The sequence below is a fragment of the Vibrio sp. 1457 genome (assembly GCF_033340195.1).
Lineage (GTDB): Bacteria > Pseudomonadota > Gammaproteobacteria > Enterobacterales > Vibrionaceae > Vibrio > Vibrio alginolyticus.
Map to the genome: position 1 here is coordinate 204,114 of NZ_JAWOWA010000008.1, position 15,355 is coordinate 219,468.

General features: G+C 48.4%; 15 protein-coding genes. 1 reads left to right on the forward strand and 14 read right to left on the reverse strand.

Translation table 11 applies throughout. The features are described 5' to 3' along the window. Positions 1-187 precede the first annotated feature (187 nt). The 5 genes from R7Z41_RS11220 to R7Z41_RS11240 form a co-directional block, all read right to left on the reverse strand. On the reverse strand, positions 188-1,204 hold the full coding sequence (locus R7Z41_RS11220) for a YqaJ viral recombinase family protein (RefSeq protein ID WP_064376452.1): 1,017 nt from the start codon (positions 1,202-1,204) through the stop codon (positions 188-190). A gap of 60 nt (positions 1,205-1,264) precedes the next feature. Then, positions 1,265-1,408 carry a hypothetical protein gene (locus tag R7Z41_RS11225; protein ID WP_173646013.1) on the reverse strand — a complete coding sequence of 48 codons (144 nt, stop codon included), beginning with the start codon at positions 1,406-1,408 and terminating at the stop codon, positions 1,265-1,267. Positions 1,409-1,490: 82 nt separating this feature from the next. Next, entirely contained in the window at positions 1,491-2,309 is an 819-nt protein-coding gene (gene bet / locus R7Z41_RS11230; RefSeq protein ID WP_064376451.1) for a phage recombination protein Bet, read from the reverse strand. A gap of 78 nt (positions 2,310-2,387) precedes the next feature. Then, positions 2,388-2,807, reverse strand: coding sequence for a single-stranded DNA-binding protein (locus tag R7Z41_RS11235; RefSeq protein ID WP_078456759.1), 420 nt, complete (start codon positions 2,805-2,807; stop codon positions 2,388-2,390). 15 nt (positions 2,808-2,822) lie between these two features. Beyond that, on the reverse strand, positions 2,823-3,149 hold the full coding sequence (locus R7Z41_RS11240) for a plasmid-related protein (RefSeq protein WP_138942752.1): 327 nt from the start codon (positions 3,147-3,149) through the stop codon (positions 2,823-2,825). Between the two features lie 367 nt (positions 3,150-3,516). Here R7Z41_RS11240 and R7Z41_RS11245 point away from each other — a divergent pair, with 367 nt between their 5' ends. Continuing rightward, entirely contained in the window at positions 3,517-4,119 is a 603-nt protein-coding gene (locus R7Z41_RS11245) for a hypothetical protein (RefSeq protein ID WP_064376448.1), read from the forward strand. A gap of 93 nt (positions 4,120-4,212) precedes the next feature. Here the strand turns inward: R7Z41_RS11245 and R7Z41_RS11250 are convergent, their stop codons facing one another. From R7Z41_RS11250 to R7Z41_RS11290, 9 genes are all read right to left on the reverse strand, one after another. Next, positions 4,213-4,875 (reverse strand): hypothetical protein, encoded by a 663-nt coding sequence (locus R7Z41_RS11250; RefSeq protein ID WP_138944027.1) that lies wholly within the window; start codon positions 4,873-4,875, stop codon positions 4,213-4,215. Between the two features lie 30 nt (positions 4,876-4,905). Beyond that, positions 4,906-5,238 carry a hypothetical protein gene (locus R7Z41_RS11255; RefSeq protein ID WP_064376446.1) on the reverse strand — a complete coding sequence of 111 codons (333 nt, stop codon included), beginning with the start codon at positions 5,236-5,238 and terminating at the stop codon, positions 4,906-4,908. Positions 5,239-5,468: 230 nt separating this feature from the next. Beyond that, positions 5,469-9,161: a conjugal transfer protein TraN gene (gene traN / locus R7Z41_RS11260; protein WP_318136358.1), complete on the reverse strand. Its 3,693-nt coding sequence runs from the start codon at positions 9,159-9,161 to the stop codon at positions 5,469-5,471. A gap of 2 nt (positions 9,162-9,163) precedes the next feature. Beyond that, entirely contained in the window at positions 9,164-10,192 is a 1,029-nt protein-coding gene (locus R7Z41_RS11265; protein ID WP_262678502.1) for a TraU family protein, read from the reverse strand. After that, positions 10,176-11,300, reverse strand: a complete 1,125-nt coding sequence (locus R7Z41_RS11270; protein WP_136250077.1) for a TrbC family F-type conjugative pilus assembly protein — start codon at positions 11,298-11,300, stop codon at positions 10,176-10,178. The genes R7Z41_RS11265 and R7Z41_RS11270 overlap by 17 nt, the downstream gene beginning before the upstream one ends. A gap of 10 nt (positions 11,301-11,310) precedes the next feature. Further along, positions 11,311-11,823 carry a S26 family signal peptidase gene (locus tag R7Z41_RS11275; protein ID WP_188708039.1) on the reverse strand — a complete coding sequence of 171 codons (513 nt, stop codon included), beginning with the start codon at positions 11,821-11,823 and terminating at the stop codon, positions 11,311-11,313. After that, positions 11,807-12,154, reverse strand: a complete 348-nt coding sequence (locus R7Z41_RS11280; RefSeq protein WP_001044650.1) for a hypothetical protein — start codon at positions 12,152-12,154, stop codon at positions 11,807-11,809. The genes R7Z41_RS11275 and R7Z41_RS11280 overlap by 17 nt, the downstream gene beginning before the upstream one ends. Continuing rightward, positions 12,147-14,546, reverse strand: coding sequence for a type IV secretion system protein TraC (traC, locus tag R7Z41_RS11285; protein WP_262678507.1), 2,400 nt, complete (start codon positions 14,544-14,546; stop codon positions 12,147-12,149). Before traC ends, R7Z41_RS11280 begins: the two co-directional genes overlap by 8 nt. Then, the gene (locus tag R7Z41_RS11290; protein WP_001228924.1) at positions 14,546-15,238 is read right to left on the reverse strand and encodes a DsbC family protein; all 693 of its coding nucleotides are present in this window, start codon (positions 15,236-15,238) and stop codon (positions 14,546-14,548) included. Before R7Z41_RS11290 ends, traC begins: the two co-directional genes overlap by 1 nt. Positions 15,239-15,355: the final 117 nt, after the last annotated feature.

Here is a 15,355-nt window from a genome sequence, read left to right on the forward strand (position 1 = left end):
GAGGCCCCATGCCCCAACAGGGAATGAAGTCCCCGTCGGGTGGTGTGTTGATTGTGGTATGGCTGTGTATATAAGAGTTCAGCTCGCTCTATCATTCGTACCCAGCATTGGCTACGAGTGAAACTGCTTTCTGATGCACTCGATGTAAGCGCATGAGAAAGGAGCCGAAATCGGCTCCAAGTGAACGTTAAAAGTAAAATGAGCTCGGCGAGTCACCTGGCAGAACCAAGTTCTCTTGCTCAAGGCTGATTTTGATTGGTGTTTCAACGGGCTGCTCTGGCTTATTGGTGCTAATGCGCAACCGCTCTTGTGGCGCTTTTCGGTAAGCGGCTAAAACCTGTTCATCCAGCTCGCCTAACTTATCGGTGGCCAATTGCTTATAGTCCACCGTGCCCGCCATCATGTAGCGGCTGAGTTTGACCCCAGCATAGTCGGCATGAGCGTAGTTACCCATCATGGCGACCAATTTTGACTGGGCGTCTCGCATTTCCTCTTTCAAAGATTTAATGTGATTTTCCAGTCGGACCACTTCGGCATGTGCTGAGCAATACTGTCGAGACAGCGATGTCCAACGGTATTGGGCTTCACCCTTGGGAACAAAACAATCTTGCTCAGGGCATTTTGACGGTTCTTTTTTGGTCTGAACTAACTCCCAAAACTGAAGCGCTGTTTCTTGCAACTCAGTTAAGAACGCCGCGTCTCGTTGTATTTCAAACTCAATCAGTTGATCCTCAAAATAGAAAACCAACCAACCACGCGTGCTATTGGCGACCAGTATTTGATGCTGTACTTGTACCCAATACAACTGGTACGCCTCGCTTTGTTCTCGGTGAGCTTGCACATCCTCATAAACTGACTGGCAAGGACATTTCAGTTCAACGGGTTCGCCCGCATCGTTGATGCCATCAAAGCTGGCTCGAAAGATTGCGTTATGATCGGCTTCTGCACATAACGGCAGAAGAAAGTCATTATGCGCATTCTCAAATGCTCGCCTTGCTTGAGGCTCCAACCGTATACCGCGAAGCACATTTGGATTATTCGACAGGTCTTCCGGTAATACGAATCCGGTTTTTTCTGCCCATAATCGCCAAGATGTTTTGTAGGGTGAACGCCCCATAATAATTGGGGCTTCGGATGCCGTAACCCCTGCAATGCGCCACTGGTGCCATGCAGGAGTACGTTGTGATAGGTCGATAACCTTCATATTGCCTCCTTTGAAGGGAGACTCCCCCGAAGGAGAGAACTCCCCTTCAGGGTTAAGTGGTTACTTTGCAGCTTGTGCTAACGCTATTTGGTGCTGAACAACACTTGCTTGAACCGAATCAATTGCCGCTTTACCGGCTTGAATCGAGCCTACGACAAGGGCAACAACCAATACCAAGCGAAAAAGTGAGACTGATTTAGTCATGGAAGATCTCCAAAAAAAAGACGAGACCTTCCCCCTGACGGGAGAATAATCCCGCCAGGGTTAGTAAAATGAATGCGTTGTGCTAAGAAGCTAAAGGCTGTGTGAACGCTTTGGCTGCTTGTTGCTGTGCATTAAATATTTCTTGTTTCGCAAACGTCAGCTCTACACCTTGAAAATGTTCATTGGCATATTCCAATGCACTATTCCAAGCGTTTGAAGCTTCCGCCCGCTCGATAAGCTTGTAAACAAGCCCTCGGGTTCGATCATCAACTTGCTCGGGTGGAATCACCGATGGCTCAACAACATGTGTTGCTTGGCCTTCGATAATTCGCTCCGCTTCGTCTTGATCGAAAATTCCCACAAAACCAAACGCAATGCGGGAACACTGGATCATGGATTTATGTCTTAGCATTCGCTTAGTGTGCGTCTGCCATGGACCATCTACACGATAAGGGCCATTTTTGCCGTTACCTTCAAAAGGCGGTCGATAGACTTCATCCAGATACTCAGTGATTTTGACTGGGTGCGAACGGTCGCGCCGATAGATGATGCATTCCATCCATTCCGGGCATTCTTTCGCGCCATCCAGTGAGACTTTGTTTTCTGAAGTCTTAAACTCCATGCCATCAAACTGGTCGTGTTGATTGATGATGCGAGACCATCCATCGACACCTACCACTGGGATAATCCCAGCTTGCTTATCAGGGAACGCAAAAATCTCTTTGGTGAAAGGGTTCAAGCCGTACTGATCTGCAACCACCAAGAGCGCCATCATCTGCTCATTGGTCGGTGCACTACCGTCACGTTGCTTGAATGCTGTTGCTTTTAGGGTATCGAACAACTTGTTTGGATCGACACTAAAGCGCTCAGCAAAGCGTTGGATTAGCTTTGGTTTTTCCATTTGGACTCCGACAATCAAAGTGGGAGTCTGCCCCTGACGGGAAAGTACTCCCGGCTGGGTTAAAGCGTTCTTGCTCGGTTAAAAATCTGGTTCAGGATAAGTTTGTGCCCAATTAGCTTGGGAGCCCGCATCATCCGCAGATGATGGCTCAGATGCTTTGTTCACACTATCAAGAAGCAGAAACTCGTCCGCGTCCACTTCGGTCAATCGATGCTTAATACCATCTTTCTCCCATGAGCGCGTGCGCTGAGGCCCTTGAACAAAAAGCTTCGCTCCTTTTTGGATTAAATCTTTTGCTCTTAGCCCTAACTTAAATCCACCACGATCTCGAAAAACGACCCGATGCCATTCCGTATGCTCTTTGAGCTCATTGGATTGACGGTCGCGCCATTTCTCAGAAGTGGCCAGCGAAATGCTGGTCACTAAATCACCTGATGGATAGGCTCGCGTCTCTGGCTCAGAGCCAACGTAGCCTATGAGTGTTACTTGGTTTTTCATGATGTTCTCCTCGTCTTAGTTGAACTCTGTGCACACAGTCGTTTCTGCCCGGCTGGGCAAAGAAGACTGACGACGCAGATAGGTTGGTATTTCGAGTAAAGCCATGTCGTACTGATGTGGCTCTTTGTAAAACGCAGATGTCAAACGGGGCATACCAGGAGCTTTAGGCACTGCCATTGGACGACGTTTTGGTGTTGGTGTGAGCAATCGCTTGATTTGAGTAAGTACAAATCGAAACGGGCGCACGCTTTGACGAGCAAGCAATCGCAAAAGCGACCAGCTCAGTTTTGCAAGCAACATAATGCCTGCGATTTGGATAATAAATCCGAAGATATATTCCATTGGTGACTCCTTAATTTGGTTGTGAAGGAGTCACCCCCAACTGGGGAGAACTCCCCCAGTTGGGTGGTGAAAAGGCGAACCGCAAGGAACGCATGGTTGAGCATGTAAAAACATGCAGGCTATTTGTTTAAGGAGGCTAGCTACCTCTTAGTACCACTGAGAAAACTCAGCGGCGGGCTTCCTTTGAGCTCATGCTCTCAGGCGCGGATATCACTGAAACAGATCAGCAATATTTGGTAGTCAGTGTAACCGTCTTATCCAGACAGGATAGTTAGAAAGATGCTCAATTCTTCCACCTAGCTGAAAGGCCATTACCTCACAGAGGATTAGGCTAGGGACTGATTATTGTCATATCAGGAGCAAACTTATGGCCCAAGCAAAACCCAATTACTCAAAACCCATCTTTGAACAATCATTCACAATTAATAGCTTACAGGCGCAACGTGTCGTTGACCGTGTTTTTAGACGGACGGTCAGTGCGCTTTATGGAATCGATGTTATCTTGCGCATCATTGGCGATGAGAACGAAATTGATGAAGTGGAACAGATCATTAGCCAGTTGATCGAGGATTGCGCTAAGGCGGTAGACAGCGAACAAGCTCGTTTGGACAAACTGATGGAGTCCAACGGCATCGATGAAGTACCTGACTACACCGACCCGATAACCTTCAACGCTAAAATCAGCTCGCCTCAGGTTGGCCAGTTTGTCGGCTTAGTTCGCAAACTCGATGCGTTGATGATCTCAATGGACACTCTCTGGTTGTCTAGCGTGCTTAGCAACAAGCAACGTGTTGATGGCAACTACGCATGGCAACAGCGCATTATCAAACTTGCACGTCGCATTATTGATATCGAAATTCGAGCCCGAAAATCAGCTCAAGCTAAGGGTAAAGAAGCAGAAGTTGAACAAGCGGTGCCGTCAACCGATGACGAAATCACTGAAGAGGAAACAGATACCCCCGCCAACTAGCCAACTAGGCTCCCATCACATAGCCCCTCTCGAAGGGGCATTTTTCAAGATACGACGCAAGGCTTGCGCTGCATATAACTATTCAAGCATTGGTTATACATGATTTTTGTAAGCGTGGTAGTTATCGAGTACTTGATGATAAAGCATTGCCGACTTTTTTCTTGCGGCAGGATGGAAGGCATTGATGAAGACAACCCCGTCATTAACATGCACTCGTTCGCTAACTTTTTTAAGCTCAGGGAATACGTAACGTTTAACTTGATTATATGTGCCGCAAAGTACAACAATGTCAGGGTTAATCAACTCAATTTGCCTTCTAACAAAAGGGGCAAATTCTCTGGCATGGGCGTCAAACGATTTTTGGTCGGTTCGCGCACTTCCCGATGTTTTCCTTATGTTTATGTATGCAATACTCTTAACGGCAATTTTTTCATTTAATTTAGCATCTCTCAGGGACGGCACAGCCCCATCATATTTTTGAAGTCCGTAAGCCCAACGACCCACCCGACGGAGAACCTTTCCTCGCCACCATCCACTTGCCTTCACTTCAACAGCTCTATTAATAGCGTTGACAATATTTTGCTTTGCTTCATTTGTTTCCTTTAAAACAAACAAAACTTTTTTACCACAACTATCCCAGTCCTCAGTTGAAATCACTCCATCGTAGTTGAAATACCAATCCTTCGGGAATGCCTCTTCCCATGCAACCATCAACTTATCAAGACAGTCTATTTCTGAAACAGATTTATCATCCATAGAAAAACTCAGGCAGGTTCTTATGAAACATCATTTGGATAGATGGGTAGTTCCATTAGGTAGCCATTCGATATTTAAAGTGCCACCACCGAAACGTACAATCCCTTCCTTTTTCGGAAGCTCGTTACATTGACCTCGGTATTCTATGAAATTATCCAGAAGCTCAAGCAAGTGTAGTTTGAAGCCTGATTCGGTAACCTGATCAAAAATGTCATCTTCAAGAGTCCAAGATGTTCCGCTTAGGCGGTCTTCATCATCTTCCGCACGAAACACTACCTCACCCGACACCTTCACAATGTCAGGGTGTTGTTTTGAAAGCATAGCCAAGCGAGTAGCTTCAAAGTTTTGATCGAAATTAGGCATTATTAATTTTCCTTTTATCATAAATTTGATATGTGCCAGACTATCAGCTTTTCCTTTTTTCAGCAGCCTACTAAGTCTGAAAATAGTAAAAAATCAGAGCAAATTGCGCACACGCTGAACAGTAAGCATAAGAGGAACAAAGTACCAAATTGGTTACCTTAAGGCGCATTACGTTCTTTAAAGTAACCAAAATGGAACATTATTGGCGGAGCTATTTGAGAAGGATACGCTCAATTATTCCCCGAAATTTCTTCTGTCGCCTCCTGACGCAATTTCTGGGTATCCATTCCGTTTAGCCGTTCAATGGCTCTGTCTGCGGCACTTTGACGGTTTCCATTCACGTTTAGCTTGCTTCCTGAGCCTGTGAGTCGTTCCAGATCGAGTGACGGTACTTCGGGTAGGTTGCCTGTTATCGACAAGATACCTATCCATTCATCCAGATTGACTTGGCTCCAATCCACCTGGTTTAACTGACTCGCGGTCAAACCTTCACAGTTTGGAGACTTCGCACTTCCCCAACCAAGGCCCAATTGTGGACGCACTTGCTCTTGAATGATTCGCGAAAGCGGCGAAGTAAAGCAGCAATATGACTGCCGTTTCTCAACACAGGCACCCAAGAACTTAGACTTGCAGTAAGAGCCTACGTAGTGGCAACTCTTCAATACCCGCTTGGCGTTCATTTCAAACTCACTCTGCTCACATTTCCAGATAAGCTGAATGAGGATCATGGTGACTGAATAAATCATGTAGGCCGTCATAACCGTACTCAGAACCGCGCCCGCAGCGCCTCCCAGTGCAAAGTTACCACCCGAAACAACACCATCGGCTCCAACCGCGCCACCAACGTTACTAAACAGTGCCGATTGCGCCCCCGAACCAAAGGTAGTACCTACCCATTCAGCCGTTTTGTTGGTCAACACCTGCATGAAGCCAGTCGCAGCTTGCTCCGCTCCCGCGCCAGCAGCAGTTGATGGCCCTGCCCCCATTAGAGAGTCCCATGCAGACACAAAAGGCTCTTTAACCGCACTCCAAGTACTCGTTATCGGTTCCCTGAGCGTATTCCACGAACCATAGATTGCCGACGACGGATTCATAGCCATGACTGCTGTATCAAGCTTGTTAACTGCCACTATCATCGCGATATAATCCGATAACGACACGCCACTTGGCTTTTCACAGCAATCCACTATGCCGCCAACGGCTTTTTTGCACTGGCCAGCATTACCTTTAAAGACAGTACACTCGACGTTATCTTGGCCATCAGCTCCCGTACATGACATATCATTGGTCATAAACTGCGCCGCATTAAGCATCGCAGCGGCCTCTGCAAAGTTAGCCTGCTTGATTGACTCTGGCTCTAAACAATCTGTGCCCATACAGCGAACTGGCCCCTCACAGTTGTATTGAGTTTCCATTCGAGCGTTTTGCACTTCAACGCTTTGTCCGCAGTCATACACCAAACTTTGGATATAACAGAAGCCTTCATGACCAGCCCCGCCTTCAGTGCATTCGGTTCTGACATATTGGCAAGCCAGATTTTGCTCTAGCGCGGCACACGTATTGGTGGTCGTGTTTTGTCCGTTATTGACGATAGTTTGAGTATTACCATTGGCATCTACCCAGCTATCTGAGCTGCCCATGTTGAACTCAGGATGAGCAGTCGAAGCATTGTAGGTCGCTCTTGCCCTCCAGCATGAGAGTCCCAGTCCATCAGAACTGCCGCGACTGGTTAAATGAGCAGGAGACGAAACAACCGCCGGATAAAGGCTTCCAAGATTAGCCAACTCGCCACTACCAACCGTTAACCCGTCGATTCGTTTTGTGCCCGTATCCAAACACTGCCACTGCACCGCAGTAAACTGATCCGTTTGCATCAAGCATTGGTCTATGCCCGGATCACTTGATTGATGAACAACGTCCTGCTCTAAGTACTTGCCGGAGAAGGTCAAGGAAGCACTCAGTTTCGCAGGAGCCAAGCACTTCTTAACTTCTCGGCTGCAAGTGTCGAAATCGACTTTGTTCCAGCCGGAATCGCATCTGGAACGAGTGACCTCCTGGGATTCATGCCACGAAATAATCGACCCATTAACGACCTTGCACAATGAGCCAACCAAGGTTCCTTTTGGACAGGTCATTTCAGGGTACTTAATGGACGGTTTCGTCTCTGTGACTGCTTCTTTATTACCCGTCAGTGAGAGTGTCGTTTTCCAACCATTTGCCTTTGACGGCGACTCGGTGATTTTTATCTCAGTATTTTGATTATCAAAAACTCTCAGCGTCGCGTTTCCAGTTTGCATGGTGTTGCTGTGCTGTGGAACAAAGCTGAGCGTTTCAGAGCTAAAGCAACCGCGCTCAATGGACCAGCTTTGTTGATGGGTTTCAGCGGATACGCGCCGCTCTAACTGACACTGAGTAAGCGTGCTGATCTTTTCGCACACCTGGTAATCCGGTACATGCTTGGTTTCAGTAAATGGCGTAATCGTCTGAGTAGGCTCACAGGCCTCAAAACTACTCGGCATAAGATTGGATACCACGCACTTTGGATCGCTGGTTTGTAATCCACAGTCATAGGTATCGGTAAAACGCATGCATTCACCTTTATCATTGGTCCCGGCACATTCTGACGACATGAAGCTACAGAAAGGATTCGCTTCAAGCACTTGGCAGGCCTGATTTTCAATCCCCTTATAGCTTTCGTCATCCACACTGACTTGTACACGCCGACATAAAGGCGATATGCCAGTCACAGGGCTTGGGGCAAAGTAGGATTCACAAACTGAAACACCATTGACCACCGTACATCCGTTGGTTGAAGAAGGCTGATCCGTGCATTGAATGCTGTAGTCTGAAAACTTCGTCGGAATATCCGCTGCTTGCTCGATACAGGATTGCGGCGACCAACTATCATTCATCACCACCTTGGTTGGATCAAAGCGCACCTTGATGCGTGCATACCCCTCACCACTCCCCGTAACCGATACGCGAATTTTTACCGGCACTTCTAAACCCGGTTCTACCGCTTTTAGCTTGGCAGTGAGATCGGTATTTGGATTGCGCTCCCAACTGGTACTGAGCTCGCAGCGACCTGCCGTTTCTGGTGGAAAGTTATTGTTCGGCCCAGACCAAACTTTCTGATCGCCAAGCCAAACTTGCATGTAGTCATCCCATTTGGCGTACTCAAGAACGGCTGAGGTAATCGCATCGGGGTTCACGACTTTGAGCGTGATGGCCTGTTCAAACACTTTACAACGGCCACTCCAGTAGTTGTCGCCAATTCGTCCTATCCAAACTTCAAGACATCCCTCACCACAAGAGCGAAGGTTCATCGGTCCTGAAACATGCTCAATAATGCCTGCCGTGTAATCGTGAGTAATAGTGCAGCTGTTAACCGCTGTATTAAGTCTGTCACATTGCTGGTAATTTGGGCTGCCTTCACCTTGAGACTCACAGCCGGGGAAGCTTTGCGTCAATAGATTAGGGTCAGTTTGAACCGCATCAGTTAATGCCCAAAGCGGATCATTGACCATATCTGGCCGAGACCTGTCTTTGATTTGCTGTAGCGAGCGAAACGCCTCACCCGTAGCGCCACTTTCGGATACCATGCTCTCTTGGCGCTGCGTCCCCAATTGATTCATGCTGGCATCAGAGCCATAAACGCCCGTTAAGACATCCAATGAGCCCTGATCCATACCAGGGAAAAGCTCTTGCAAGTTAATGGACTCATTACCACTGCCATTCGGCACCGACAATGTATTGCCATTGAGTGCGGGCATCGTCCAGTTTTGCAGCAATTGCTTACCTTCCTGTTGTCCGCTTAGGCCGGATTGGCGCTGTACATCAGCGGCCACACCATGTAAGGGCAAGCACGCCATAGTGATAGATAAAATACCCGCTAACACTCGGGTAAAAAATGTTGGTTTCATAGTTAACCTCCCGAGTTACAGCAGTCTTGCCAGCGCCACAAAATGTAGAGCGCATCTTCTCCGGCACCGGGGATCGTTCGCCACTCTCCCCATTTCATGGTGTTTTCACCGATGACATGCGCACTTTCAGTTTCCGGTACTGGGAAGAACATACTCATCTTGTATTGAGATTTCGGCAGCATGGGTTCGATAACAGGTCGGCATAGCGCACTGTTCCCCATTGTTCGCCTTGCAAGACCACGCCTGTGTTGAGCCGCGATTGCACGCGCCGCTAAATGGCTAGTGTTTTCTGCTAATGAGCCAAAGGCTAAGGTGTGGCCAGATAACGGGTAGAGATGGCCCCAACTGCCAGCACACCAAAAAAACTGATCGATGGGTTTACCAAGCGTTGATGAAGCAGCATCAGCGGTACAAGCCGAAATAGCCAATGGATTAGCAACAGCAGCCGCTTCAGGCTGAGTAAAAAAGGCCAGTTCATCGTTCAGCCATGTTGGGTCCAATTCCGACAAATACATCAAGTCAAAGTCCATGTAACCATCGGCATTGCAATTGCCATCCATGAACAAATCGAGCATGACCAAAAGCGGAAAGGCGTAATAATGGTAATGGTAGAACGCAAGATCGCCGGTATCGTATTCACCTTCACCATGACCACCTTGCAGTCGTCTATCACCTAACGGTAAACGGATCCCTCCCAGGGAAGGCGAACAACCCGGCGTTCTGACCAATTCAATCAGACGCGCTGGCTCCCACATGCTGGTAACAATACCTGGCCTTGGCACGCCTAAGTTGTCTTCACACAAGCAAAATGACTTGTTTGATGCGCCGCTTGGGACATTGCCAGAGCCAAGAGGAAGCCCTGCAACCCGGATAGGAAAAATGCATGACCAGCAAACATCCGTCAGCAACTTGCCCGATAATAAACCCGCGTCTGGGCAGGTCAGTTCGGCTTTAGCAGGAATAGATGCACCCAGGACAAGCATGACAACGAGAGTACGCAACCGACGATACGTATTATTGAGCTTTTTCATGAACAAGCTCCTTTGCTGGAATTTCTTCTATTTCAAACGCGAGCCCCTTTGCTTGAACAAACGACGGGGTGACTTGCAAATCAAAGCGCTGCTTTAGCGAGGCATTGAGAAGGTAAACCGGACTGTCCAATGTCTTTTCAAGCGCATTGAGGCGATTCCAGCCTTGGGCACGGTCGAGCTGCGTGGTGATAAGCGTAATGCGGCGCAGTGTCCTATCTTGCGTCTCAAGCCAATGCGCTACTGCGTCCACTTCTTCAGCGTTCGACGCATTAAACACCACGAGCTGCTGAGTAAATGGCAAGGCTTTTAGCGGGTTAATACGCGTTCCTGCTGGGATCAATGTTCGGCCATTGGCATCCAATAGTGGCCGCTGCATGACGATGGTTGGATCAACCATTCTTATCCGATACTGCGTGGCTTTGGGTAAGTCAGTAAATGTTTGGCGAGACCAGAAACGCTCAATGGCTTTTTTCTTTAACGCGCCCAGGTCAAGCGACTGTAAACGCTGCATCGCCACTTGCATCAAATCCGGTTCTAAAATCGAATGAATTGGACCGCGTTGACCCAATGAACCGCTATTGCCAGTTTCAATTTGGCGCTGCAACCAGTCCTTGCTGTAAACCCCTAGTGCACTTGCAGTCACCTTGTCATCTTCTATGCGGAAAATGGCAGGCACGCTAGTCACCCGCCAGTGCACAAAGGCTTTCGGATCGATTCGAACCTGAGGAACAGGATCAAGTCCCGCCATCAGGGTATGCCAATCACGGATAGCCGCCCCCAAAGTCTTTCCTTCAGGAATGCCCCGAAACAACACAATAGCGCCGGTAGCACTGGCCTCTTTAAATAGCTGCTTCAGTGACGAATCACCCAATGAGGACGACGCAAATATCAACCATTCATCGCTGTGTTTGAGCGACACAGGTTGTTCAACCGGCGCAAAAGGCTCGATAAATTCAGATGAACCATCCACAGCACTTTGTAAAATGCTGCGGCTCATTTCGACGATCTTTTTGTCCTCGTCAGACAACGGAAAAGGCTCTTGTGCCCAGGAAACTTGCACCCAAGACAATGGAGCAACCAATAAAAATAAGAGACATAGTCTTTGCATCATCTACCTCCTACCAAAGCGGCCAAGCGCGACCGACAATCTGCTCGCGCTTAACGGCATTCCAATAGCGGGAGTCGAAACTTGTTGCAGCCTCGCCGGAAAACCAATATTCGTTTTCTTGCAGCGTCAATGAACGGCTAAATTGTGATTCCGCCACACCAAGACGCTGGGCTAATGCCATGCCGGTAGAGACTTCAGCACCGTTCACTAGCACATGCTCAGGCGTCACATTGACTTCATCCCCAGGCATCCCTGTTAGGCGTTTCAGCATACGAGTACCGTCGTTATATAACGGAGCGAGTCCTTTTGAGTGGAAGGCATACAAACCATCCTTAACGGGCTCTTTATTCCATAGGTCAATCAGGTACACCGTGGTATCAGGCAGGCAGCGCTCTTGCTGGGTATCAATACCTATTCGGTAGCGCATCATGGCGTAGGTGCCTACCAAGGCCATGATTAACGCAAGAACGGTCAACCGAATGAGATATGGCCGCCAAGGCATTCTTTTACGGAGTATCTGCATGAGACACCTCCTTTGAGCCTACTGGCACAAATACAGAATCATCAGCACCCACCACCGCTTGGGCATCCAGCACGATAAAACCGGCTGCTTTTAGCTTTTCAATTTGCTGATTGGTCTGAAGCAACCTGGATTCGATGTCTTGTTCGCTGGCATTGGGGCCCAGTGACAACACCGCCTCCCCAAAATCCACGACTGCAATGGGCGTACTTAACGCCAACTGGCTGTGGATAGGTTCGAGTGTTTTCATTAAGAGCCAGCTGGTCATTAAACCGCTACCAGCAATAGACAAAGTAATAGAAGCCATAAATGGCCAAAGCGTGGTCTTATTCATAGCCTCGCTCCTTTAACAACTGGGAGATGGCATCAGCAACAGAAAGGCCTTTGCGCGTTAACTGCTTAATCGCGTTTACATCTTCTGCACGGGACGAGTACAACAGCTTGTGAAACGGATCGACGATGAGGCGGCCAATCCCGGTGCCCATTTCGGTAATAAAGAAAATTTCGGAATAGACACCCGTGACGGTATGAACCGTTTTTAGGTATTCGTAGCCGCCTTCACCTAATGGCAAACGGCCTTCTTTTTTGAGCGCGTTGATGGTTTCAGCTTTTTGGCCAAGCAGGTACATATTGGCCGAGTTTTCAGCGATGGCTTTACCTGTAGGGCTGTCATACAAATCGTTGACCGACTGCGTTACCGTTACAGCACTGCCGCCATATTTTCGAAATCTACGGTAACCGGTTTCGATGAACTTACCGACATCACCTTGAGTCAGCAGATCCCAGGCTTCGTCGATGAACACAATCTTGCGACGATCCCGCTCACCTAAATACATCTCTTGTTGGATTTGGTAGATAAGCTGAAGCAACACCACTTGTTGCAGGTGCTTGCGCCCCTTGAGCTCTTCTAACTCCAGAACGGTGAAACGGTTTTTGAAGCGAATATTGTTGTGGCCATTAAAGAAGCGGCCATATTCGCCCTGTGTCGTAAACGGATAGAGCTGCTCACCCACGTCTTGCACACGACGGTCTTCATGATTTTTTACGGCCTCTGCCACATCATCAACCAACATGGCACGACCTTTTTTCTCCCACAGTTCACGGGTCTGACGCTTTAGGTTGGCCATCTGAAAATCAGTTAATGACTGCGTAGGCGCGGCCATTGCGGCCAATAATCCAACCAGTACATCCGCTTCTTCGTCATAGTCCTCAACGATTTCAAACGGATTTAAGCAAATGCCACTGTCCCGCCCGAACTGTAAGAACTCTCCGTCATAAACTTCACACAGCTTTTCATAGGAGCGGCCAACATCAATCACCCAGCATTGCCCGCCTTCTGATAAGTAGGAGGAGATGATTTCATTCACCAGGAATGACTTGCCCGACCCCGATTGCGCCGCGATGCAACAGTTGTAATTACTGCCCGAGTCATAAAGGGACACACTCATGATCTGGCCATTACGGGAAACAAAGTTAATCACTGGCGTGCCTGTACCTTTCCAATCCGCAAACAAAGGCAACAGAGGGATCACATGCCGTGTCGCCATGGTCTTGAATCGAAACAAGTCATTCATCGCCTGGCGGTCAGCGCCAAATGGCAAGGCATTCAGAAAAATGGGCAAACAAAAGTACTTGTCTTCCATCAGCTCAAATCCGAGTTCTTTGAAGTAAGTTCGGGCATTTGAAACAGAGCTGATCGACGCTTCTTCTGTTGGTGAAAACAGCGTTAAGGTCATGTTTGCCCGAATAGGACGATCACCTTCTTGCAAGGCTTCAAAAAGAACATCAAATCCCTTTTTCTTGGCTGCAAGCACCGGCACAAACTTGAGCATCGGGCCATAGGCCTGATTGACCGCCCATTGACGCTTCGTCTCTAAACGAGATCGCATCGCCTCAGCTGAAGGAAAGTGAATGGTGACATTCAGCAAAAAGCTTCCGCGTAAACCGCGACTGCCCGTCATCATATCGCCCGCAAAACTTGCGGCATGACCAAACCAGATCCGCTCAGGCAAGCGCTTAAACGATAAGGTTTTAACTCGGTAATCACCCAGCATCAGACCTTGGCTATCCACCTTGATAGCTCGGTCATAATCCAACACTTGCTCTCGAAGTGGTTTATCTGCCTCACTGCGGATTGGTGATGGATTGCGCCAAGAAGCATCTTTTCCCCAGTTAAGCTGCGCACTTAATGCCGCGAGCCAGTTCCGGTCAGTCATCTCAGTAACGCGAAAACCAACCGTTGCCAGCGCCTGCGAGAAAGAAGCACGAAGCGCGGATGCTCGACTTAACTCACGCTCGGTCGGTATAGGACTTTCCAAAGGCAATTTGCAGGTGACGATCAGTTGAAAGTTGCGTACCTGAGTCTGGGTCGATTCTTCTATCGGTTGAACCGTGCCCCCATCGAGGAAATCCGCACGTTTGCGTATCGACGCCCTAAGCAATGGATCGGATTGACGATGCCGTAAGCCCATCATGCGTTGAAGGTCGGTTTGAATATCAGGCGAGGCGTACAGGCCAAATTGCAGCAAAGTGTCTTTTGGCCAGTCGTTGTTGAGAAGAACATTAACCCTGTCTGCAACAGACTCATCACCACCGGGCAATGGGTCACATAGAAAACCAAAGCCAACACTCTGGTCTTCCATGAAAAACAGTTGCTCATCGTCTGAATAGGCCAAGACTGGCAACAGCTCTGAAGCGCGTTGCCCTGAATACAGAGAGGCTTTCATTAACGCCCCTCCAACCAAGCAGAAAGATCATAAGGACGGCCTCGGCTGATGCGACCATCATTGGCGACGATGAAAGGCACACCTTGAATGCCCAGGATTTGAGCTGTCACCAAGGTACGCTGCATTGGTTCTAAGTTGCAGGCATCATCCTGTTCTAGGTTACCAATCCGGCCATTCAGCAATGCATCGGTGGCCGCTTTCTTGTCACGCGCACAGCCAAGCTGGCGAACCTGACGCTCTGAATCAGGACCAAGTACTGGCACAGGGAGTATTTGGAAGGTGTATTCTTTGGTTAGCGGTAAAGCTTGTTTCAAAAGCTCATGGCAGTGCGGGCATCGTGGGTCAACAAAGACCACCACTTTCTTTTTGCCTTCGCCCAGCGTAAGTGGGTTCAAATCATCCATTTTTAAGCCAAGACGACTTAAGTCCAGCGTGTTCCCCGCTTCACGAATTTCTTCAAGGCTGGTAAGCGGCTTTTTCGACCAGGCATCATAGAGCGTGCCATCAATGACGAACCGGCCACTGTCTGACATGAAAACAATACGGCCATTGCTTTCGACCGCTTTCATACCCGTGACAGGTAAAGAAACCATGCCATCAATTTTGCCAACGGGCGACACTTCAGACACAGGTTCAGCTTGAACCAAAGGAGACAGCGCAAGCGCCAGAATGATTGGAGATAGTTTTCGCATGAGGAGTCCTCGTTAATGTAAATCGAGGCTCCAGTCTATGCAGTTGTCCTATGTGGACTCGGTTAGATAGATTGAAGAATTGGATGCCTTGCTAGGGTGCTTAACTATTTGGAAATA

What these genes read in the sequence shown, in the direction of transcription:
- R7Z41_RS11220 (WP_064376452.1), bottom strand. Translation starts at nt 1,204, where the DNA reads ATGAAGGTTATCGACCTATCACAACGTACTCCTGCATGGCACCAGTGG.
- R7Z41_RS11225 (WP_173646013.1), bottom strand. Translation starts at nt 1,408, where the DNA reads ATGACTAAATCAGTCTCACTTTTTCGCTTGGTATTGGTTGTTGCCCTT.
- bet (WP_064376451.1), bottom strand. Translation starts at nt 2,309, where the DNA reads ATGGAAAAACCAAAGCTAATCCAACGCTTTGCTGAGCGCTTTAGTGTC.
- R7Z41_RS11235 (WP_078456759.1), bottom strand. Translation starts at nt 2,807, where the DNA reads ATGAAAAACCAAGTAACACTCATAGGCTACGTTGGCTCTGAGCCAGAG.
- R7Z41_RS11240 (WP_138942752.1), bottom strand. Translation starts at nt 3,149, where the DNA reads ATGGAATATATCTTCGGATTTATTATCCAAATCGCAGGCATTATGTTG.
- R7Z41_RS11245 (WP_064376448.1), top strand. Translation starts at nt 3,517, where the DNA reads ATGGCCCAAGCAAAACCCAATTACTCAAAACCCATCTTTGAACAATCA.
- R7Z41_RS11250 (WP_138944027.1), bottom strand. Translation starts at nt 4,875, where the DNA reads ATGGATGATAAATCTGTTTCAGAAATAGACTGTCTTGATAAGTTGATG.
- R7Z41_RS11255 (WP_064376446.1), bottom strand. Translation starts at nt 5,238, where the DNA reads ATGCCTAATTTCGATCAAAACTTTGAAGCTACTCGCTTGGCTATGCTT.
- traN (WP_318136358.1), bottom strand. Translation starts at nt 9,161, where the DNA reads ATGAAACCAACATTTTTTACCCGAGTGTTAGCGGGTATTTTATCTATC.
- R7Z41_RS11265 (WP_262678502.1), bottom strand. Translation starts at nt 10,192, where the DNA reads ATGAAAAAGCTCAATAATACGTATCGTCGGTTGCGTACTCTCGTTGTC.
- R7Z41_RS11270 (WP_136250077.1), bottom strand. Translation starts at nt 11,300, where the DNA reads ATGCAAAGACTATGTCTCTTATTTTTATTGGTTGCTCCATTGTCTTGG.
- R7Z41_RS11275 (WP_188708039.1), bottom strand. Translation starts at nt 11,823, where the DNA reads ATGCAGATACTCCGTAAAAGAATGCCTTGGCGGCCATATCTCATTCGG.
- R7Z41_RS11280 (WP_001044650.1), bottom strand. Translation starts at nt 12,154, where the DNA reads ATGAATAAGACCACGCTTTGGCCATTTATGGCTTCTATTACTTTGTCT.
- traC (WP_262678507.1), bottom strand. Translation starts at nt 14,546, where the DNA reads ATGAAAGCCTCTCTGTATTCAGGGCAACGCGCTTCAGAGCTGTTGCCA.
- R7Z41_RS11290 (WP_001228924.1), bottom strand. Translation starts at nt 15,238, where the DNA reads ATGCGAAAACTATCTCCAATCATTCTGGCGCTTGCGCTGTCTCCTTTG.